Source organism: Burkholderia pyrrocinia (assembly GCF_018417535.1).
GTDB lineage: Bacteria > Pseudomonadota > Gammaproteobacteria > Burkholderiales > Burkholderiaceae > Burkholderia > Burkholderia pyrrocinia_E.
Window position 1 is genome coordinate 410882 of sequence record NZ_CP070979.1, and the last position, 20476, is coordinate 431357.

Annotated in this window: 18 protein-coding genes and 1 pseudogene; 5 read left to right on the top strand and 14 right to left on the bottom strand. The window is 67.2% G+C overall.

Annotated features, from left to right (window positions below; all coding sequences use genetic code 11):
* Window position 1: 1 nt before the first annotated feature.
* From JYG32_RS34910 to JYG32_RS34965, 12 genes and pseudogenes are all read right to left on the bottom strand, one after another.
* Window positions 2–760, bottom strand: a complete 759-nt coding sequence (locus JYG32_RS34910) for a hypothetical protein (RefSeq protein WP_213268148.1) — start codon at window positions 758–760, stop codon at window positions 2–4.
* On the bottom strand, window positions 757–1530 hold the full coding sequence (locus JYG32_RS34915) for a flagellar hook-basal body protein (protein ID WP_213268149.1): 774 nt from the start codon (window positions 1528–1530) through the stop codon (window positions 757–759). The genes JYG32_RS34910 and JYG32_RS34915 overlap by 4 nt, the downstream gene beginning before the upstream one ends.
* Window positions 1531–1532: 2 nt before the next feature.
* Entirely contained in the window at window positions 1533–2237 is a 705-nt protein-coding gene (locus JYG32_RS34920) for a flagellar hook-basal body protein (protein ID WP_249744970.1), read from the bottom strand.
* Between the two features lie 47 nt (window positions 2238–2284).
* Window positions 2285–4348 carry a flagellar biosynthesis protein FlhA gene (locus JYG32_RS34925; protein WP_213268151.1) on the bottom strand — a complete coding sequence of 688 codons (2064 nt, stop codon included), beginning with the start codon at window positions 4346–4348 and terminating at the stop codon, window positions 2285–2287.
* Window positions 4345–5412 carry an EscU/YscU/HrcU family type III secretion system export apparatus switch protein gene (locus JYG32_RS34930; RefSeq protein WP_213268152.1) on the bottom strand — a complete coding sequence of 356 codons (1068 nt, stop codon included), beginning with the start codon at window positions 5410–5412 and terminating at the stop codon, window positions 4345–4347. The genes JYG32_RS34925 and JYG32_RS34930 overlap by 4 nt, the downstream gene beginning before the upstream one ends.
* Window positions 5405–6166 carry a flagellar biosynthetic protein FliR gene (locus tag JYG32_RS34935; RefSeq protein ID WP_213268153.1) on the bottom strand — a complete coding sequence of 254 codons (762 nt, stop codon included), beginning with the start codon at window positions 6164–6166 and terminating at the stop codon, window positions 5405–5407. The genes JYG32_RS34930 and JYG32_RS34935 overlap by 8 nt, the downstream gene beginning before the upstream one ends.
* A 2-nt stretch (window positions 6167–6168) precedes the next feature.
* A complete protein-coding gene (gene fliQ, locus JYG32_RS34940) occupies window positions 6169–6435 on the bottom strand; it encodes a flagellar biosynthesis protein FliQ (protein ID WP_174379214.1) in 267 nt (88 codons plus the stop codon).
* 369 nt (window positions 6436–6804) lie between these two features.
* Window positions 6805–7950, bottom strand: a complete 1146-nt coding sequence (locus JYG32_RS34945; protein WP_213268154.1) for a tetratricopeptide repeat protein — start codon at window positions 7948–7950, stop codon at window positions 6805–6807.
* Window positions 7951–7994: 44 nt separating this feature from the next.
* Window positions 7995–8171 carry a hypothetical protein gene (locus JYG32_RS34950; protein WP_174379212.1) on the bottom strand — a complete coding sequence of 59 codons (177 nt, stop codon included), beginning with the start codon at window positions 8169–8171 and terminating at the stop codon, window positions 7995–7997.
* 170 nt (window positions 8172–8341) lie between these two features.
* A complete protein-coding gene (locus JYG32_RS34955; RefSeq protein ID WP_213268155.1) occupies window positions 8342–9484 on the bottom strand; it encodes an FAD binding domain-containing protein in 1143 nt (380 codons plus the stop codon).
* A gap of 37 nt (window positions 9485–9521) precedes the next feature.
* Window positions 9522–9644: pseudogene (locus JYG32_RS34960) on the bottom strand (alpha/beta fold hydrolase); the annotation flags it as partial.
* A gap of 374 nt (window positions 9645–10018) precedes the next feature.
* Window positions 10019–10738, bottom strand: coding sequence for a TetR/AcrR family transcriptional regulator (locus tag JYG32_RS34965; RefSeq protein WP_213268156.1), 720 nt, complete (start codon window positions 10736–10738; stop codon window positions 10019–10021).
* Window positions 10739–11099: 361 nt separating this feature from the next.
* Here JYG32_RS34965 and JYG32_RS34970 point away from each other — a divergent pair, with 361 nt between their 5' ends.
* The 3 genes from JYG32_RS34970 to JYG32_RS34980 are packed head-to-tail and all read left to right on the top strand — an operon-like array spanning window position 11100 to window position 14290.
* Window positions 11100–11837, top strand: a complete 738-nt coding sequence (locus JYG32_RS34970; RefSeq protein ID WP_213268157.1) for a YoaK family protein — start codon at window positions 11100–11102, stop codon at window positions 11835–11837.
* 48 nt (window positions 11838–11885) lie between these two features.
* Window positions 11886–12827, top strand: coding sequence for a glyoxalase (locus JYG32_RS34975; RefSeq protein WP_213268158.1), 942 nt, complete (start codon window positions 11886–11888; stop codon window positions 12825–12827).
* Window positions 12827–14290: an alginate export family protein gene (locus JYG32_RS34980; RefSeq protein WP_213268159.1), complete on the top strand. Its 1464-nt coding sequence runs from the start codon at window positions 12827–12829 to the stop codon at window positions 14288–14290. The genes JYG32_RS34975 and JYG32_RS34980 overlap by 1 nt, the downstream gene beginning before the upstream one ends.
* 18 nt (window positions 14291–14308) lie before the next feature.
* On the opposite strand, the gene JYG32_RS34985 is transcribed toward JYG32_RS34980, so the two are convergent.
* The gene (locus JYG32_RS34985; RefSeq protein WP_213268160.1) at window positions 14309–15214 is read right to left on the bottom strand and encodes a LysR family transcriptional regulator; all 906 of its coding nucleotides are present in this window, start codon (window positions 15212–15214) and stop codon (window positions 14309–14311) included.
* Window positions 15215–15339: 125 nt separating this feature from the next.
* Here JYG32_RS34985 and JYG32_RS34990 point away from each other — a divergent pair, with 125 nt between their 5' ends.
* A complete protein-coding gene (locus JYG32_RS34990; RefSeq protein ID WP_213268161.1) occupies window positions 15340–15990 on the top strand; it encodes a DsbA family oxidoreductase in 651 nt (216 codons plus the stop codon).
* Window positions 15991–16233: 243 nt separating this feature from the next.
* Here the strand turns inward: JYG32_RS34990 and JYG32_RS34995 are convergent, their stop codons facing one another.
* On the bottom strand, window positions 16234–17139 hold the full coding sequence (locus tag JYG32_RS34995; RefSeq protein WP_174379204.1) for a helix-turn-helix domain-containing protein: 906 nt from the start codon (window positions 17137–17139) through the stop codon (window positions 16234–16236).
* 400 nt (window positions 17140–17539) lie between these two features.
* Here JYG32_RS34995 and JYG32_RS35000 point away from each other — a divergent pair, with 400 nt between their 5' ends.
* Window positions 17540–20431 carry an ATP-binding protein gene (locus tag JYG32_RS35000; RefSeq protein ID WP_213268162.1) on the top strand — a complete coding sequence of 964 codons (2892 nt, stop codon included), beginning with the start codon at window positions 17540–17542 and terminating at the stop codon, window positions 20429–20431.
* Window positions 20432–20476: the final 45 nt, after the last annotated feature.

Genomic DNA, 20476 nt, shown 5'->3' on the forward strand with positions numbered 1-20476 from the left:
GTCACAGTCCCCGCTCGGCGGACGGCGCCCGCCAGATCTGGATCTCCGCATGGCCCGTCAGCACGGGCGCGGCATGCCGTGACCCGGCGTCGGTCAGCGCCGTACCGGATCGCGTCACGGTAATGGCGCCGACCCGGACGGTATCGAACACGCGGCCGCCGCGATGGACGGCGGCCAGACGCGACGTGGCCGGCCATGGCACGATCTCGCCGACTGCGATATCCCGGGCCGAGCGAACCACATGCGAGTCCGCGTCGTAGCGCCAGGCCCGCGCGGCGCCGTCGCCCGTGCAGTGCACCGGCCGGATCTGGTCGGCCGACGGGCTGGTGTCGACCGGAAGATCCGTGAGCAGGGTCGCGCAAGCGGGCGCGGCCGTGCGACTGACGTTATCGGCCTGGCCAAGCTTGATGTCGACGTTGGCGGTCGGCACGTTCGTGAGCCATGGGGCGAGCATCGGCATTCCGCGCCGTGCTGATTCGGCGAGCCGTCGAGCATCCACGCGAACCGCTGTTGCCGATCGGGCGAGCGAGATCACGGGAACGGTTGCCGCGCGTTGCGCGACGGGTTCCGGCAGGGCGGTCAGATCGGCGACATCTGTCAGCATGACCGTCGGACGATCGACAACCACGGTGGGCCGAAACCGGATCGCGGGATCCGGCGACGGGGCGCCGAGCACCGACGCGGGAACGAGCGCGCCGATGCAAAGCAGCCGGACACGCGTTCCGAATGTTGCGTGCGGTCGGAACAGGCTGTGTGTCATCGCTTGAGCCCGTTGGCGATGGACATCAGCTCGTCCCCGACCTGGACCAGTCGCGCGTTGGCCGCATAGGTGCGCTGATAGAGCATCAGGCCGACGAGTTCGTCGGACATCGACACGTTCGACGCCTCGCTGAACCCCTGGACCAGCACACCGGCGTTATCCTCTCCCGGGCGAACGCGCGTCAGTGATGACGCATCGTCCCGCGCGCGATAGACGCCGCCGCCGACCGATTCGAGCGCGCGCACGTCGGAGGGCACCAGCACCTCGAGTTCGCCGATATCGAGCGGATCGGCCTGGCCGGGCACGGTCGCCTGGACCTGGCCGGTCTGCGAGATCGTGATCGCCGATGCGTCGCGCGGCACCGAAATCATCGCTCTCAGGCGCTGGCCGTCCGCCGTGGCGAGATAGCCGTCCGATCCAACCCGTAGCGTGCCGCCACGCCAGAGGAGCGTCTGCCCGGAATCGGACGCGAGTTCGATGAAGCCGTTGCCGCGAATCGCCAGATCCAGCGCATTGTTGGTCGGCCGCAATTCGCCCTGCGTATGGACATGCAGCGACGGATCCGCGCTGACGCCCGCCGCGACGCTCGACGTTTCGTTCGCGTAGTCGCGCACGAGCGGCGCCGGAACGGTCGTGAGCAGTTCGGAGAATGTGACGGTGCCGCGCTTGAACGCGGGCGTGGTCATGTTGGCGACGTTGTTCGCCGTCACGTCGATGGCGGTTTGCTGTGCGTTGAGGCCCGTCGCGCCGATGTAGAACACGTTGTTCACGATTACATGTCTCCCAGACGTTGCAGGACGGTGCCCATCATGTCGTCGTACGCATGGACGAGCTTCTGTCCGGACTCGACGCGTCGCATCGCGGCCATCATCCGGATCATCTCGTCGGCGTTCGATACGTTCGACGCTTCCAGATAGCCTTGCATGACACGCGGATCCGCGAGTTCGAGCGGTTGAGCGCCGTTGGCGCGATACAGGCCGTCGCCGATGCGTGCGAGTCGATTCGGATTGGCGAACGAGGCCGTCCCGATCACGGCGACAGGCTGACCGTCGTCGAGCACGGTTCCGTCGGCGAGGACTCGCCAGTTCTGCGAGCGCACGACGACGTCGCCCCCACCGCTGCTTTGCAGCGCCCATCCTTGCCGCGTGACCAGCCGGCCGTCGGCATCGAGCCGGAACGCGCCGCCTCGCAGATAGGCGGTGCCATCGGGGGTGGAAACCGCGAAAAACCCGCCGCTCGACAGCGCAAGGTCCAGCGGGTTGCCCGTATGCATCATTCGGCCCGCCGTGAAGTCGGTTGCGGCGTCGCGAGCGGATGTCGGAGGCGCCGCCATTCGCGAGGAGGACTCGGCCTGCGAAAACGCGTCGGCGAACGTGATCAGCCGCTTGTAGCCCGGCGTGGCGAGATTCGCGACGTTTTGCGCGGCGGTTTCGACCTGGCGCGTCTCGGACGAGATCAGGCCGACGGCGGTGGTCATCAGGTTATCCATGGGCGAGGCGGGTATCGTTCATGAGACAGGGGCGGTCATGCCGCGGGAGCGGTGCGGTCGATGCCGACCATCCCGAACGAACGCAGATTGATCGCGTGCGGGATTTCGTTCATCGACAGGACCGCGAGGCGAGGGGCGATACGGCGTGAAAAAATCTTCAGGTGCCGGCGAAGCTCGGGCCGGCAGAGCAGTGCGGGGGACAGATTCTGTCGAAGCATCGCGTCGACCTGTTCGGCGAGCCGCGTGAGGAACGATTCGGCCAGGCCCGGATCGAGCACGAACGCGCTGCTGCCGTCGGCGCCCTGCAAATTGTGCGCAATCGTGTTTTCGAGCATCGGCTCGAGCGTCAGCACCGCGAGCGCCTCCTTTTCGCCGATCAGGCGCTGGCAGATGCTGTGTCCGAGCTTCTGGCGTACGCGTTCGCCGAGCAACGCCGGATCCTTCTCGTGCCGCCCCGCGTCCGCCAGCACTTCGACGATCTGGTCGATGTTACGGATCGGCACATGCTCGGACAGCAGGCCCTGCAACACGGCCTGCACGTCGCCGATCGACAGGATGTTGGGCACCAGTTCCTCGACGAGGCCGGGCGAGCGTGTGCGAACGCCTTCGAGCAAGGTCACGACATCGGTGCGGGACAGGAGCGTCGAGATGTTGGCGCGGACGACTTCGGTGACGTGCGTGACGAGTACCGTCATCGGGTCGACGGCCGTATAGCCCAGCGACGATGCACGAGAAAGCTGCGGTTCGTCGATCCACAATGCCGGCAGGCCGAATGCCGGATCGCGCGTCGCGATGCCCGCGAGGTCGCCGGGTTTGCCGCCGGGGTGGATCGCCAGCGTCTTGTCGGCATGCAGCGCAGCCTGGCCGAAGCGATTGCCGTACAGCGAGATGCGGTAGTCGTTCGAGCCGAGTTGCGCGGCGTCGCGGAACGTCACCGGCGGAATCGTGACGCCCATCTCTTCGGCATACTGCTTTCGGAATGCGGAAACGCGCTCCGCCAGAACGCCTTGCAGCGGAATCCAGGCGCGCGCGAGTTCCGCGCCGAAGCCGACTTCGACAGGCGCAACGGGCATCGCTTGCGAGTCGGGCGCGGTACCGGACGCAGCGGGCGCATCGTCGCCGGCCATTGCAGCGGTTGCCACGGCCGAGCGGCCGCGCGCGATCCACCAGGCGAAGAAGACCACCGGCGCGAGAATCAGGATCGGCCACTTCGGCATGCCCGGCAGGATCAGCAGGCCGATCAGCGCGCCCGTCACGAGGAACCGGATCTTGGGGAACTGCGCGAGCTGGCGGAATACTTCGTTGCTCAGTTCGCCGTCGGACGCCGAGCGCGTGACGATGATCCCGGTCGCGACCGAGATCACGAGCGCGGGTACCTGCGTGACGATGCCGTCGCCGATCGTCAGCAGCGTGAACTTCTGCAGCGCATGCCCGAGCGACATGCCCATCTGCGCGACGCCGACGGCCCAGCCGCCGAGGATATCGATGAGCATGATGATGATGCCGGCGATCGCGTCGCCCTTGACGAACTTGCTCGCGCCGTCCATCGAGCCGTAGAACGCGGCTTCCTTCTCCAGCGCCTTTCTGCGGGCCCGTGCTTCATCCTGGTCGATCAGGCCCATGTTCAGGTCGGCATCGATACTCATCTGCTGACCGGGCATCGCGTCGAGCACGAAGCGGGCAGCAACCTCGGACACGCGCTGCGCGCCGTTCGTCACGACCACGTACTGGACGACGATCAGGATGAAAAAGATGATCAGGCCGATGACGAAATTGCCCTGTACGACGAATTCGCCGATTGCGCCGATCACCTGACCGGCTTCCGCCCCGGACAGGATGAGTCTCGTCGCCGCGATGTTCAACGACAGCCGGAAGAGCGTCGCGATCAGCAGCAGCGACGGGAAGGTCGAGAAGTCGACGGGCCGGACAACGTAGATCGTCAGCAGCAGGATCGTGAATGCGAACGCGAAGTTCGTGATGATCAGCAGATCGAGCGCGGCGGACGGAATCGGTGCAAAGAGGATCAGCAGGATCGCCATGACGGCGAGCACGAGCGCGAGATCCTGTTGCCGGCCCAGGCGGGACATGAGCGCGTTCATGCGTTGACCTCGGCGGCGCGGCGGCGAATGCGCAGGTAGACCGATGCGGCGTCGCGATACGAGTCGGCGGAAATCTCCTGGTCGACCCGCGTTTCACGAAAGATCCGCCGGGCCAGCGCCGGCGATTCGACGACGGGAACGCCGTACACGAATGCGACCTTCTTGAGCCGTTGCGCGAAATCGCCGGCACCTCGTGCGATCACCTTGGGCGCTGCCATTTGCGACGGCACGTACTTCAGGCCGATCGCGTAGTGCGTCGGATTCGTGATGAGGACGTCGGCGTTCCGGACGCTGCGGAGGCTGCGCGTGTTCTGGACCAGCTCGCGACGAATCTTCCGCCGCTGGTTCTTGATCCGCGGGTCGCCTTCGCGCTGTTTGTACTCCTGCTTGATTTCGTGGCGGCTCATGCGCATCTTCTTCGCGAAGACGCGATGGACGACCACGAGATCGAGTGCCGCGAACACGGCGGCTGCAATCAGCAGTTTCGCGAAGAAGCTCAGGCCGGACGTCTGCATCAACTCGCCCAGGCGATGCGGGGCGAGCGGCGTATGTGCGACGCTTTCGATCACGGACAGGATGCAGAACCATGCGATCAGGCTGTACACGACCATCTTGACGAGTGTGCGACCCGAGTCGAAGAGCGTCTGCAACGAAAAGACGCGGCGAAACCCCTGAACGGGGTTGAGACGCGACATGTCCGCCTTGACGGCCGCCGGCGCAAAGAGGAAGCGGGTTTGCAGCACGGCGACCAGCAGCCCGGTGCCCATCGACAGCAATGCCATCGGCGCGATCAGGCGAAAGGCGTCCAGCACGGCGGTCATCAGCCACGTCGACATTGCACCGGGTGTATGCGCGGCGGCAGGAATCTCCGCAAGCAAGCGAACGCCGCGGGTTGCGATGGCGGCGGCGAGGTGCGCGCCGTCGGTCCACAGATAGGCCGCACAGGCGGCAAGACTGGCCAGCATGCCGAGCTCCTGGCTCTTGGGCGTCATGCCCTTCTTGCGCGCCTGCTCGAGACGATAGGCAGTGGCGGCTTCGGACCGGTTCTCGTCTTGTTCAGCCATAGTGTCGGAACGTGGTCGGAACAAAGTCGAGCGCCAGCCGCACGAGCCGCAATGCGACCGGCCCGAGCGTGCCGGCTGCCAGCGCCATCGCGGCGAGCGTGACGAACGCCTTGACCTGGAAGCCGAGCATCAGCGCATTCATTTGAGGCAGGGCGCGGGCCAGGAATGCAATCGCGAGATCGGTCAGGAACAGCGTCAGCATGACGGCGGCGGTCGCGCCCAGCGCGACGGCTGTCAGCGAGCCGAAATACGACGTGAACGACGCGGGGTCGCCGATGATGTGGACGGACGCAGGCGGAAACGACTGCGTGAGCTCGAACAGCAGACGGAGGAGGTCGCGATGCCCGTTGGACGCGAAGAAGATGACGCCCGCGGTCATGGTCAGGATGGAGCCGAGCAGCGGCGCCTGGCCGCGCGAACCCGGATCGATGACCATCGCCAGGCCATAGCCGGCCTGAACGTCCAGCACGCGACCGACGAACGAGAGGGCCGCGAAACTGGCCTGGAACGCAAAGGCGATCGAGACCCCGAGCAGGCATTCCCATGCTGCAACGGGAATCATGCCCGCGTCGATCGGCCCCCGATAAGCGACCGAGGTGGCGAGACACGCGGACAACGCGAGTGTCATGGCGACCTTGACTCGCATGGGCGTGACCATTTGCGAGAAGGGCGGGGCGAGCGCAAACACCGGGCCAATGCGCAACGACAGCAACAGCGTCGCAGCAGCCCATCCGATACTCGGATTGGCGGCCATGGTTAACCCAGCGTTGGAATGAGATTAAAGAGGGATTGGGTAAAGCCGGTCAATCGGGCCAACATCCAGGAGCCGAGCAAAACAATGACGAAACCGACGACAACCAGCTTCGGCACGTAAGAAAGACTCATTTCCTGAAGTTGCGTGACGACTTGAAACAGGCTGATGACCAGGCCCGTTACCAGTGCGGCGAGAAGAATGGGACCCGCGACAAGCAAGCCTGTCCACATTAACTGAGCCATGAGGCTCAGTGCGCTGTCGCTCGACATTCTCTCATTCCCCCGCGGGTGTTACTGTTTATTACGATTATTTCGTTATGTTGAAGTGCAATCGTAATGATGTCAACGAGACTGAAAGGATTTAATCGATGCCGAGAATCAACCGGGAGTTGTCAATCCCGGCGTTGGCGATGCTTCTAATTAGTTAATTGAATATTGTGAAATATTGTTTTTGGGAAACATTATCTCCGCCTGATGTTTAATCCGATGCCGGAGCGACGACGGCCGGGACGACACGACGGAATGATTGCGCGATGAGGGGACTCGGCTGCGCCGCGTATCGCGCAATCGAGCAAGTGCCCCCGTCCCGCCTCTTGTCGGGGCGGCCGGGGGCAAGCGGACGGCCGCGCGATGCGCGCCTTACGCCGGATTTTGCGTACGCTTCAGGCCGAATGCCGTCAGTGACTGAGCAAGCGTACGGCCGGTCGGCCCCAGGGGACGATTCAGCGCGGCATCCCTGAGGGTGTTGGCAGACTCGATGTTGTTCGCCGCTTCAAGTTCCAGCGTCTTTGCAAGTGTGGCGGACAAGGACGCCGGATCGAGGCGCAGTGCAACTTCGGCGTGGTGTCGAGCATCGTCTTGACGCCCCTGAAGACGCAACGCAACGGCAAGTGACCCGTGAGCCTCGGCAAACCCCCGATCGAGGGTTGCCGCGTGCTGAAAGCGTTCGCCTGCCGCGACCGGATTCCCGTCGAAGAGCCAGGCCCAGCCGGCCGCAAGCCAGGAGCCTGCATGGCTGGCAAGCCGTTCCGCAGCTTGATCGAGCGTTGCTGCCGCGTCCGGGTATCGTTCCTGCGCGAGCAGGCAAAGGCCACGCCCCAGCGTGGCGCGTGCTTCCAGCGGGTTGCTGTCGGCCGCCCGTCCAAGCAGTTCGGCAGCACGCTCGATGTTGCCCGCTTCGAGTTCGGCCAATCCGGTTATTACGAGGCTGTCGGCAGATTCCGGCGCACGCGCCGCGTAGCGGCGAGCATTCGCCAGATCCCCCAGATCAAACAACAGCGCCGCGTAGGCGCCCGCAAACCCGGGAGGCGGGGCGGCCTGATCCGCCAGCGGGGCGCCCATCCGAACGGCTTCGTCGAAACGACCCAAGTGATGAAGGGCCCGCAACTTCAGGAGGGCGGCCCCTGGAACCGCTTCGAGACAGGCCGGCTCCATGTCGGCAGCAGGTTCGAACGAGCCGCACATGGCGCTCGCATAGGCCAGGTTGTAGTAAAGAGCAGGATTCGCGTCATGTTCGGCGAGTGCGCGGAAATCGGCCAGGGCGGCTTCAAACCGACCTTCCGACATGGCGGACAAGCCCCTTGTATTCACGAGCGATGGCGTGAGCGGCTGAATCGTTTCGTGGCGCGTCAGCAATTCATTGCAGAGGCGATACTGACCGGCGTCAAATGCGGCAATCGCGGTGTCGGCCAGCAGATTGAGATTGTTTGAATCCTCGTTCAGGAAGCTCAAAAGACGATCGAGATGCGCTTGGGAGGATTGGGGCGCCTGCAGATCGGCTGCCATAAATTGGGAATCCTTTGGCATGAGCGAATAACGCGTTATTGAATTCAAAAGCGTAAATATCCTGAATCAATCCATTCCAATCCGATCGATTCCAGATTATCGGGAATTAATTCCTGATGAGGATGGTGGATGTCAGGCAGTGTAACAAAGCCGTCAGGTATTCGAGCGGGTTTTGACGGGCGCACACCGCGCGCGCTTGCCGGTGCCGTCACGTTGTTCAAGGACGTTTCAGGCGGGCCGCGGCACCGGTGCGGCTGACATCGGATCGTACGTGTCGGCGGACCGCGCGCGCATGCGGCTGCCGACCGTTGTCGACACGGACCAGCGTCACGTCATGCATATCGATCATTCCGGCAAGTTTGCCGTCGTCAGCGGCGCGGCCGCTGGCCGGTCACGCGCGCCCCATGATCCGCGTGCCGAGCGAGATGCCGAGTTCGGACAGCGACGCATTGGTCGCGAGTTGAAGGGCTTCCCAGCGCGACAGCGCGGCGTCGAACGCGGGGCCGCGCCCGACGCCGCGCAGCGCCTCGGCGAGACCGACCGCATTCTCCGCCGCTTTCGCGACGCCGGCGGCCGTGTGCGGCCGGACGAGGCAGGCCGCGTCGCCGAGCAACACCGTGCGGCCGAACGCCATGCGCTCGACCGAGAGATCCAGGATCGCCTGCGCAAACGGCGCGTGCGTCGCGTCGACGAGCGCGGCGAGCGTCGGCGCGAGCATCCGGCGGCCGGCCTCCACGAGTTCGAGCCGGTTGTCGTCCCGCATCGCGCCGGGCGGCAGCGAACCGTCGCGCTGCGTGCCGTCCTGCGCCAGGAACAGCGACGGCACGCGATCCTGCGCGAGCCGCCGGTACCAGACCCAGTTCACGCGCCGTTTGCCCGGTTCGATCGCGCCGTCGCGGCCGGGTACCAGATAGGTCAGGAACAGATGCGCGTCGCCTTGCTGAAACGTGAAGCGGTCGCGCAGTACCCGCAGCACCGTATCGGGAAGCAGGTGCTCGTCGACGAGCCCGCGCCACGCGACATAACCCGCATACGCGGGCCGCGCATCGGGAAGCAGTTGCGCGCGGACGTTCGAGCGGCCGCCGTCGGCGCCGACCAGCAGGTCGGCCTGCTCGACGCGGCCGTCCGCGAAATGCGCGATCACGCTGCCGCCCTCCTGCGCGAACCGCTCGAACGATACGCCGGCGTGCACGATGCCGGCGGGCAGCGCGCGCCTCAGCGCCGTGTAGATCACGTTCCACGCGGTCTGCGTTTGCGGCATGTAAAGGCGTTGGACGATCCGGTCGTGTTCGTCGAGATAGATCCGGTCGACCGAATCGACGCCCGCATCGCGCGGCACGGGCACGCCGCCGAACGTGAATGCGCGTTCGATCGGCGCTTGCAGCACGATGCCGCCGCCGCGGCTGTCGAGGTCGTTCGGCGATTGCTCGAACACCTTGACGCGCCATCCGGCCGCACGCAGCGCGGTCGCGGTGAAAAGCCCGCCCACCGATCCGCCGATGACGACCGCCAGCGGGCTCGAAACGTCGCTCATGATTGCTTCCTCCGGATGATTCGTCGCGCGCGGCGATTCAGCCTTCCCATTGCTTCAGGAAGTCGAGCAGCAGCGCGTTCACGCGCTCCGGCTGCTCCTCCTGCGGCAGGTGCCCGCATTGCGCGATCGGCTCGGCACGCAGGTTCGTCGCCATGCTTTGATGGGTGATCGAAGGCGCGAGGGTCATGCGACGGTCCCGGTTCGGTTCGGCCTGCGCGCAGCAGGCGCGGCCGCGAATGCCTATCGAGGATAGGTGAAGCGCGCGGCGCGCCGGATAAATTGTTCTGAATTCGTCTGGTTGCGCGCGCGGCCGGCATCGACCGCTTCATCACGCTCAAGTTGTGGCCGGGTGGCCGGCGTCTTCTGATCCTCGCGTGAATCGTGGATCGTGAATCGCGCCGCAAGCGGCGGTCCGGCGATCTGCCCGACCGACGCAGGCGCCCGAGCGCGAAATGCCGGATGTCGATTCGACCGTCGTCGAGCGTCGCGCGACGATTGCACGCGATCTGCGCGCGCCTGCCGGCCGCCGCCGCGTCAGGTGCGCCGGCGGCGCCGGGCGGTCGCGCCCGACGCGAGCTGCTTCAGCGCGGCGGGCGTGCCGTTCAGGAATGCGTCGATCAGCCGTTCGATTTCGGTGTCGAGATCGTCGGGCACCGGCAGGCCGTAGACCCACTTGCGGACGCCGAGATAGAAGATGCTCGCGTGCAGGCTCCAGACCAGTTCGATTTCCGCATTGCGCTGGGCTTCCGTCGCCGGCGTGGCGATGTCGTATTCGTGCCGCAGCTCGCGCAGCACCGGCAGGAAGACGCGTTCGCGCAGCCGCGACAGGTAGCGCGTGTTGAACCCCTCGCGGCTGAGCCCCGCGAAGATGAAGGTGCGGATCCATTCGCGCCGCAGGATGGTTTGCGCGTACGCGCGGTAGAACGCGACGAGCCGATCCTGCAGCGACAGCGTGCGATCGGCGATCAGTTTTTCCCAGTCGGGATTCCACGTGTAGATCTCGTCGTACACGCGATCGATCAGCGCCTCCTTGCTCGGGAAGTATCGGTACAGCAGCGGCTGGGTGACGCCGATCTGCCGCGCGAGCTCGCGCGTGCTGCCGGAAAAGCCGTGCGTCGCGAAGTGCTCGATCGCCTTCTCGACGATCTGCCGCTCGCGCGCTTCCGGCGCGAGCCGGCGGCCCGGCGTGACGGCGTTGCCGTCGGCGTCCGTCCCGCGCTCGCGGGCCGGCGTGCTGCGTTTTCTTTCGGTCATGCATCGGCTCCTGATGACGCGCATTCTTAACTATCGATCGAAAAATAACACGATCGGGGCGTCGAATACGGCTCGCGACGCGGTTTTGTGGCGGCGCGGGATCCGTTGCGGGATCGTCCCGCGTCGAACCTGGCCGGCGGCCCGGTCCGCCGCGCGCGGCGGATTCAGAAAAATTCAGGCCGCCGCCATGACATTAAGGTTGCCCTTCACTAGTCTTGCTCCCGAACCGCCGGATGGGCCGGATGCCAGTCGGCAAGCCGGGCCGGTCGGTGAAACCGGAGCGGAACATGCGTTATCTGATCTGGCCGGACGCTGGCATGGCGGGCGCCGGCGCCGTCGACACCTTCCACGGAGCCGGGCCATGCCGTCGCAGCCGGTAACCGCGGGCACCGCCCCAGCGCCCGATCATGTGCGCGGCGAGGACGTGTTTCTCGCGTCGATCGCGGGTTATGTCGACACGCTCGGCTTCGTCGCGCTGTTCGGCCTGTTCACCGCGCACGTCACCGGCAACTTCATCCTGATCGGTTCGGGGCTGGCCGGCGTCGGGCAAGGGCTCGCGATCAAGTGGCTCGCGTTTCCGGCCTTCATCGCCGGCATCGTCGGCGCGCGCGTGCTCGACCACCGGATGCGTTCGCTGGGCCACGGCGTGCGCGCGCGTTCGCTGTATGCGCTGCAGGCCGTGCTGCTGGCCGGGTTCATGCTGGCCGGCGTGATGGCGTCGCCGATCGCCGATGCCGATGCGCCGAGGACGATCCTGTGCGGCCTGCTCGGCGCCGCGGCGATGGGCGTCCAGAACGCACACGGCCGGCTGACGGCCCGCTCGGTCGTCGCCAATACGGTGATGACGGGCAATGTCACGCAGGCGGTGATCGATGCATTCGACTGGCTCGTGCCGCTCGCGGCGCCGGCCGAACGGGAAGCCGCGCGCGTGCGGCTGCGGCGCACGCTGCCGCCGGTCGCGAGCTTTGCGATCGGTGCCGGCGCGGGGGCGGCGGCCTATGTGTTCGCCGCCTTCTGGGCGCTGGCGTTGCCGCTTGCGGCGCTGTGCTTCCTCGCCTATCAATCCGGTCGGCCCGACGAGCGGCCGACGTCACGCTGAATGCGCGCGCAGCGTGCGGCTGCGCTTGCCATTTTCAAGGAGAACTCGATGATTGCACTGAAGTTGCGACAGGTATTGCGGATGACGGCCGCGTCGACGGCCGTGCTCGGTGTTTTGCTGGCGACCGCGCCGGCCCATGCCGACGAGACGCGCCTGCTCCAGTCCTCGTCCGCGCGTGTGCCGGCCGTCGCGGTCGGCCCGCAATACGACACGACGCACGTGTGCGTCGCGCCGGAAGATTTCGACCGCTTCACCGACAGCTTCGTCGCGACGTTCGGCGGCAAGAAGTCGCAGCAGGGCGTGTTCCAGGTCACGCCGACGCCGAGCCAGACGATGTCGCAGCTCGTGTTCACGCCGTCCGGCACGATCTCGGTGTTCGGCTTCAAGACGCCGATCCCGTATCCGTTCTGCGCGGAGCGCACCGGCTATCTCGTCACCGACATGGACGTCGCGATGAAGTCGGCGCGCGCGCACGGCGCGGACGTGATCGTCGACACGTTCCCCGACCCGATCGGCCGCGACGCGATCATCCGCTGGCCGGGCGGCGTGAACATGCAGCTTTACTGGCACACCCAGGCGCCGCACTACGACCCGCTGCAGACGGTGCCGGAAAACCGCGTGTACGTGTCGCCGGAAAGCGCGAGCAAGCTGGTGCACGACTTCGTCGCGTTCTCGCGCGGCAAGGTCGTGTCCGACGTGCGCAAGGCGCCGGGCATCGAGATCGGCCGGCCGAACGATACGTATCGCCGCATCCGCATCGAGTCGGGTTTCGGCAAGATGACCGTGCTGGCGACGGACGGCCATCTTCCTTATCCGTTCGGCCGCGAGATGACGGGCTACGAAGTGCCGGACCTGGCCGCGACGCTGAAGCAGGCGCAGGCCGCGGGCGTGACCGTGCTGGTGCCGGCGTTCACGTCGGACGGGCGCGATGCCGCGCTCGTGCAGTTCCCGGGCGGCTACGTCGCCGAGATCCACGCGCGGTCGAAATAATGGCTCGCCGGTCGATGGGGCGGGCATGGCGGCGCGTGCTGCCGGCCGCCGTGCTGGCGGGCGGCGTCGCGACGTACGCCGGGACGGCGGCCGGTGCCGAGGAAGCCGCGGCACCGGCTTCGACCACGACCGCCGGCACGTCGTGCACGGCCAAGCGGCCGACCGTGTTGTTCAACCGCTGGCAGGAAGACTGGTCGGTGCTTGCGAATCCGTGCGTGCCGCGCCAGCCGCTCGATTCGCTGAAGTACATCCCGCTGGGCGGCGACCCGTCGACCTACCTGTCGCTCGGCGCGAACCTGCGCGAGCGCTTCGAGCTGAACAACGCGCCGCTGTTCGGGCTCGGCGCCGCGCATGACGACAATTACGTGATCCAGCGCGCGACGGTGCATGCGGATCTGCGTTATGCCGGGCATTTTCAGGCGTTCGTCCAGTTCGTCGATGCGCGGCCGTTCGGCAAGGATACGGTCGGGTCCGTCGACAAGGATCAGCTCGATATCGAGCAGGCATTCGTCGCGTATGTCGACCAGGTGGGCGGCGGCACGTTCAAGACCCGTATCGGCCGGCAGGAGATGGCCTTCGACTTGCAGCGGTTCGTGTCGGTGCGGGACGGGCCGAACGTGCGTCAGGCGTTCGACGCGCTGTGGGCGGATTACGAAATCGGCAAATGGCGGCTGATCGGCTATGTGACGCGCCCGGTGCAGTACCGCAACGACGCGGTGTTCGACGACGTGTCGAACCGGCACCTGCGATTCGACGGCGTGCGTATCGAGCGCAACGGCACGGGCCCCGGCGACCTGTCGGGCTACTGGTCGCGCTATACGCGCGACAACGCGCGCTATCTGGCCGGGGCCGGGAACGAGCGGCGCGACGTATTCGACATGCGCTACGCGGGCAAATCCGGCCGGCTCGACTGGGACGTCGAGGCGATGCTGCAGACGGGGCACATCGGGCAGGACACGATCGGTGCGTGGGCGTTCGGCGCGCTGGGCGGCTACACATTCACGAAGACGCCGGGCACGCCGCGCATCGGCATCCAGGTCGACGGCGCGTCGGGCGACAGGCACCCCGGCGACGGGCGCATGGGCACCTTCAACCCGCTGTTCCCGAACGGCTATTACTTCACGCTCGCCGGCTACACCGGCTACAGCAACCTGATTCACGTGAAGCCGTCGCTGACGTTCAAGCCCGCCGGCAACGTGACGGTGCTGACCGCGGTCGGTTTCCAGTGGCGCGAGACGACGGCCGACGCGATCTACGGGCAAGGGATGCAGGCGGTGCCTGGCACGGCCGGCAAGGGCGGTTCGTGGACGGGCATGTATGCGCAGGCCCGGGTGGACTGGCTCGTCAATGCGAACGTGGCGCTGGCCGTCGAGGCCGTGCACTTCCAGGTCGCCGACTCGATTCGCGCGCTCGGTGCGCGCAATGCCGACTATGTCGGCGTGGAAGCGAAGTTCGGCTGGTAATGCGCCGCGCCGCGCGGCTCAGTGCTGCGCGCGTGCCAGCGACTCGACGAAATCGATGAACGCCGTGACGCGTTTCGAGCCGCGCTGATTCGGCAGGTAGAGTGCGGTGACGACCGAGCGGGCCGCGTCGGGCGTGACGTCGTACTGCTCGAAGAGCCGGCGCAGGCGGCCCGACTGGACATCGGCATCGACCAGCCAGTCGGGCAGCAGCGCGATGCCGGCGCCGTCGAGTACGGCATCGCGCAACACTTCGCTGTGGTTCGATTTCAGGCGCCCGGCGACGAGCACTTTCGTCGTGCCGTGCGCATCGGCAAACGCCCAGGCCTGCTGGTCGCCGCCGAAGTGAAAGCGCAGGCACCCGTGCTCGACCAGCTCGCCCGGCGCGGACGGCGTGCCGTGCGTATCGAGGTAGTCGTGGCTCGCGACGACATAACGATGGAACGTGCCGAGCTGCCGCGCGACGACTTCCGCGGACGGCGCCGCTTCGCCGAGCCGGATCGCGACATCGATCCGGCCGGTGACGAGATCGACGCGTTCGTCGGTGAGCTGCAGGTCGAGGTCGAGCTTCGGATAACGCGCGAGGAAGGCCGCGACGTGCGGCGCGATGCGGCGCACGCCGTACGCGACCGGCACCGACACGCGCAGCGGCCCGGACGGCTCGTCGCCGCGATCGGAGACCAGCGCGTCGGCTTCCGCGAGTTCCTCGAGCAGCTGCTTCGCGCGTGCGTAGTACACGGCGCCCGCATCGGACAGCGTGACCTGTCGCGTCGTGCGGTTCAGCAGCACGGTGCCCAGCGACGCCTCGAGTGCATCCACCGCGCGCACCACCGACGACGCCGCGAGTTCGAGACGCCGCCCCGCGCTCGAGAAGCCGCCGGCTTCCGCTACTTCCACGAACGCGCGCAGCGCGGAGAATTTGTCCATGTCGTCGCCTGTGTGACTTCCTGCCTTTGTGCGTGTCGCAATGATGCGTTGCGTGCCGTTCGCATTCTATCGCCGGCCCGCAAGCGCTATCTTCTGGACTGGCAATGTACAGGAAGGAGCTTGCGATGAAACCCCTCGAAGTGACGGTGACCTACGATCTCATCTGCCCGTGGTGTTGGATTGCGGAGCACCGGCTCGCGGAGGCGATCGACGAAGCCGGCCTGGCCGGCAACGTGAGCGTCCGGTTCGTGCCGTTCGAACTGAACCCGACGATGCCGGCCGGCGGCATCGACCGCAAGGCGTACCGGAGCGCGAAGTTCGGCAGTTGGGCGCGCTCGCAGGCACTCGACGCGCATGTGGCCGAAGCCGGACGGTCGGCGGGCCTCGTATTCGATCATGCGCGGATCGCGCGCACGCCGAACACGCGCCTTGCACACCGGCTCGTCTGGTTCGCGCAGCAACGCGGCAGCGCGGTCGCGCTCGTCGATGCGCTGTTTGCCGCGTATTTCCGCGACGGCCGCGATATCGGCGATGCGGACGTGCTGGTCGAGATTGCGGCCGGCACCGGTTTGCCGGGCGACGCGGTGCGTGCATTCCTGGCGTCCGGCGAAGGGCTCGACGCGGTGGTCGTGCTCGAAGCGGATGCGGTGCGCGAAGGCGTCGCTTCGGTGCCGTCGACGCGCATCGGGCTGTCGGTCGTCAGCGGCGCGCAGCCGGCTGCCGTCTTTCGCGATGCGTTGATTGCCGCGCAGCGTGCGCCTGACCGGGCGGCCTGAATCCGGGCCGGCGCCGCTAAGGCCCGGCCTTCGGAACGATGCATGTCCCGCTCAGGATTATCGCGAATCCGGCCGGTAAGCTGGGTGTCGCGCGCACCTTGCCGGCCGGACCGGCAAGTCGCCGCGCGACGTCGATACGCAACCCGGGGAACGGACATGAAGAACCTGAACTCGCGCACGCGCGCGGCGCCGCCTCAATGACGCGCGTGCCATGCGCGTAACGGCTGCGCGCGGCGGGCGGCGTCAGCGCGACAGTTCGCGCCGCCATGCGCCGGGCGGATGGCCGACGATGCGGGCGAACACGCGGTTCAGGTGGCTCTGGTCCGCGAAGCCGCAGACGGCCGCGATTTCCGCGAGCGTCATGTCGGTCGTCTCGATCAGTTGCCGGGCGCGGATCACGCGCTGTTCGAGCAGCCATTGATGCGGCGTGCGTCCCGTCGTTCGCGAGAACGCGCGGATGAAATAGCCGCGCGACAGATCGCATTCGTTGGCCACTTCCTCGATCGACACGCCGAGGTTCGCCTTTTCCATCAGAAGTTCCTTGGCGAGCGCCGCCTTGGCCGGCGACAGCAGGCCCTTGCGCTGCAGGTCGCGCGCGTGCGCATTGCCGTAGCGGCATGCGAGATGCGTGCCGATCGCGAGCCCCATCTGCTCGACGAACAGCGTGTTCAGCGCGCCCGGCGCGTCGAGGCTGTTGGCGACGGCGTGCGCGAGATGGCCCAGCACCGCGTCCTGCACGTCGGGCGCGCAGGTCAGGCCGCCGATTTCCGTTCCGCCGTGCTCGCGGCCGAGGCGGTCGAGGTAGCTGCGCGACAGCTCGACGAGCAGGAAGTCGAATTTGCCGTACAGGTCGGCGCGGAAATTCCGGGAAAAGTCGCGAATGTAGATCGAGTTGTGCTGAAACCGCCGCTCGGATTTGCCGGCCCCGCCGTAGATCGTGCGCCGGTGCCCGCCATTCAGCGACACGCCGATCAGGAATCCGCGATCGCTGGCCGCCATCTCGATGCGCTCGAATTGCTCGTCGCGCATGCATTTGCGGTGGAGCGTCAGGCCACCGACCGACCTTTCAATATCCTTGGATAGCAGGCTCGAGATGCATCCGAGCGTGTCTTTCGGCGCCGCCGGTGGCGCGACGAGGGGGGCTGGCATGGTGGAACAATCCTTCGATAGGGTACGGCGCGCGAGCATCCTGGTTGCGTGCAGTGTATACGGCGCGCCCGACAGGCCCAAGATAACTTGAATAAATGTTCGCTGGCTGACGAAATGCATCGTGCGGGACGATCCGCGCCGCGCCAGGCCCGACCGGCGCACGAACGCCGCATTCCGATCGATCTTGCCCCGCTTGTATTCGCACCGCCAGGCTTCCGTCGCGCACCTAAGCGCCGGGTGTCAGCGCATTTTCCTTCAAGATTTTTGAATTTGCGGCGTTTACACTCGGGCCACTTTTTGAGACTTTGCGCCCGGCCTGCAGGGCTGGCCGGATGCGGACTCCCGCCCCGGTGAACCGTACGTTCACATGGCGGTCATCGTGGGGAACCTGGAGGCGGCCATGATCCAGATCGGGAATTTGTCGGTGGATTTCGAGCAGCGCGACATTCGCCATCACGGCGCGTCGCTGCGTATCGGCGCACGCGCGCTCGACATCCTTGAAGTACTGCATCGCGCCAACGGGTCCGTCGTGTCGAAGGACGACATCATGGATGCGGTCTGGCCGGGCCTGATCGTCGAGGAGAACCGGCTGCAGGTCCACGTGGCGACGTTGCGCAAGGCGCTGGGCGCGAACCGCGACCTGATCAAGACGGTGCCGGGCCGCGGCTACGTGCTGATCGCGAATCCTGCCGGCGCGCACGCGGTGGCGTCGCGCGCGAGCGCGTTGCCGCCCGGCGCCGTCGCGGCGGCCCGTCCGGTTTCGCTGGTCGGACGTCAGGCCGAAATCGAGCAGATCGTCGACATGATCGAACGCGCGCCGGTCGTCACGCTCGTCGGGGCGGGCGGCATCGGCAAGACGAGCCTGGCCGACCGGGTCGCGCACGAGCTGCGCAGCCGGTCCGGCGAGCGCGTGCTGTTCGTGGCGCTGGCGAGTGCCGCGACGCGCGACGACGTGCTGCTCGCGATTGCCGCGGAACTCGGGCTCGAGACGGACGGCTTGCCGAGCGTCGACCGGATCGCCGATGCGTTCGCCGCGTCACCGGGCCTGATCGTGCTCGACAACGCGGAGCACGTCGTCGATCTGGTGGCCGACCTCGTCGATACGCTGACGTCGCGCGCCGCGTCGTTGCGCGTGCTCGTGACGAGTCGCGAGCCGCTGCATATCTCGGTCGAAGCCGTGTTTCGCGTGAGTCCGCTGGCGGTGCCGGACGGCAGCGCATCCGTCGACGAGATCGTGCGCCATTCGGCCGTCGAGCTGTTTCTGGCGCGGATCCGCGCCGCCACGCCCGACTGCGCGGTCGATACGGCCGGCATCAGGCTGATCGGCGATATCTGCCGGCGTCTCGACGGGCTCCCGCTTGCCATCGAACTGGCGGCCGCGCGCGTCGCGACGCTCGGGCTCGAGGTCGTCGCGGCGCGTCTCGACGACCGGCTGAACCTGCTGACGGGCGGGCTTCGCTCGGCACTGCCGCGCCACCAGACGTTGCGCGCGACGTTCGACTGGAGCTACGTGCTGCTGGATGCCGCCGCGCGGTCGTTGTTTCGTCGGATGGCGTGCTTCATCGGCCCGTTCACGTTCGATGCCGCCCGCGAAGTGGCGATGGATCCCGGCATGTCGGCCGCCGAGATGATCGCGGTGCTCGGCGAACTGGTCGCGAAGTCGCTGGTGACCGTCGAGTTCGACGGCGCGCTGGCGCGCTACCGGTTGACGGAATCGACGCGCGCGTACGCGCTCGAGAAGCTGCACAACGAGGGCGAATTCGACGCCATCGCCGAGCGTCATGCGCGCTACGAACGCGAGCAGGGGGAAGCGCGGATGCAGACGCAGGCACAAGCCGCGGACCTGGCGGGCCTGCGTCTCGCCGCGGGCGCGCCGGCGCCGCGCGAGCCCGCGGCGGCCGAGCCGCAGGCGCTGGAAGCGGACGCGCTGGCACTCGCGTTGCGGGAGCCGGCGCGGATGCGTGACTGTTCGATACCGGCGAAGCGAGCGCTCGACGCCATGGAGGCCGGGGGGGCCGCGGTCGTCGACGCGGCGCGCGAGATGCGCTTGCGCGCGGCCTATGCGTCGGCGCTGCTGCATACCGATGGCGATACGCACACGGCCGCCGCGATGTGGGACCGGACGCTCGCGCTCGCGGGCCGGATCGGCGACGAGGCGTTCGACGCGTGTGCGCTGGTCGGGCTGTGGAACACGATGCTGACGCGCTCCGACATCCACGAATCGTTGCGCTACGCGACGCGCTTCGAGCGCGCCGCCGAGCGGCGTGGCGACCGGTCGCAGCGACTGCTGGGGAACGCGATGGTCGCGACCTCGCTGCATTACTTCGGCGAGCACGCGCAGGCGCGCGAGCGGCTGGAGGCGGCGACGGCCGAGCTGGCCGAGGCCGGCGAACCGTCGTGCGCGGAGGCGGCGCTGGGGATCGACGTCGCGACGCTCGGCCGGACGATGCTGACGCGGCTCGTGTGGATGCAGGGCGATCCGGAATATGCGATGCGACTGGCGGCGCAGGCGGTCGAATGCGCGCGCCGCGCCGGGTCGGGGCTGGCGTTGTGCGTCGTGCTCGGCGCCGCGGCCGTACCGATTGCATTGCGCTATGGCGATCACGACGTGATTTCCGATTATCTCGGCACGCTGCGATCGACCGCCGAGGCGAACGGGTTCGACATCTGGCTCAGTCACGCGGAATGTCTGGCCGGGCAGTTCGACATGCAGACCGGGCACCCCGGTGCCGGTCTCGCGCGGCTCGAGCCCGCGCTGCGGCGCATCGAAACGAGCGAATTCCGGCGCGTGCTCGCGCCGCTGACCGTCGCGTACGCGGAAGGGCTGACGCGCACGGGCCGCGCGGCCGAGGCCTGCACGAAGCTCGACGCGACGCTCGCGCGCTGCCGCGCGCACGGCGAGCATCTGTTCGTGCCTGAACTGCTGCGCGCCAGGGGGCTGGCGATGCTCGAACAGGCCCGCACCGCCGACGCGGACCTCGCGATCGCGTGCGAAGCCGACGGGCACCGTCATCTGCTGATGGGAATCCATACCGCGAACGGGCAAGGGGCCGCGATGTGGGCGCTGCGCGGCACGCTCGATCTCGCCGATCACCTGATCGAGCGCGGGCGGACCGGGCAGGCTTCGTCGCTGGTGGCCAACCTGTCGGGACATTTCGATCTGCATTCGCGTGCGTTCGATGTTCGCCGGCTGGCGCGCGTGCAGAACTTCGTGCGCCCGGAGACGACACCGTCGACGGGCCGTACGCGCATGCGGCACGAGGCGGCGGATGCGATGCAGCCGGTGGCGTAGCGGCGCGCCCGGCCCGCGCAGGACGCCGCCGCGCCATCGCGCGTC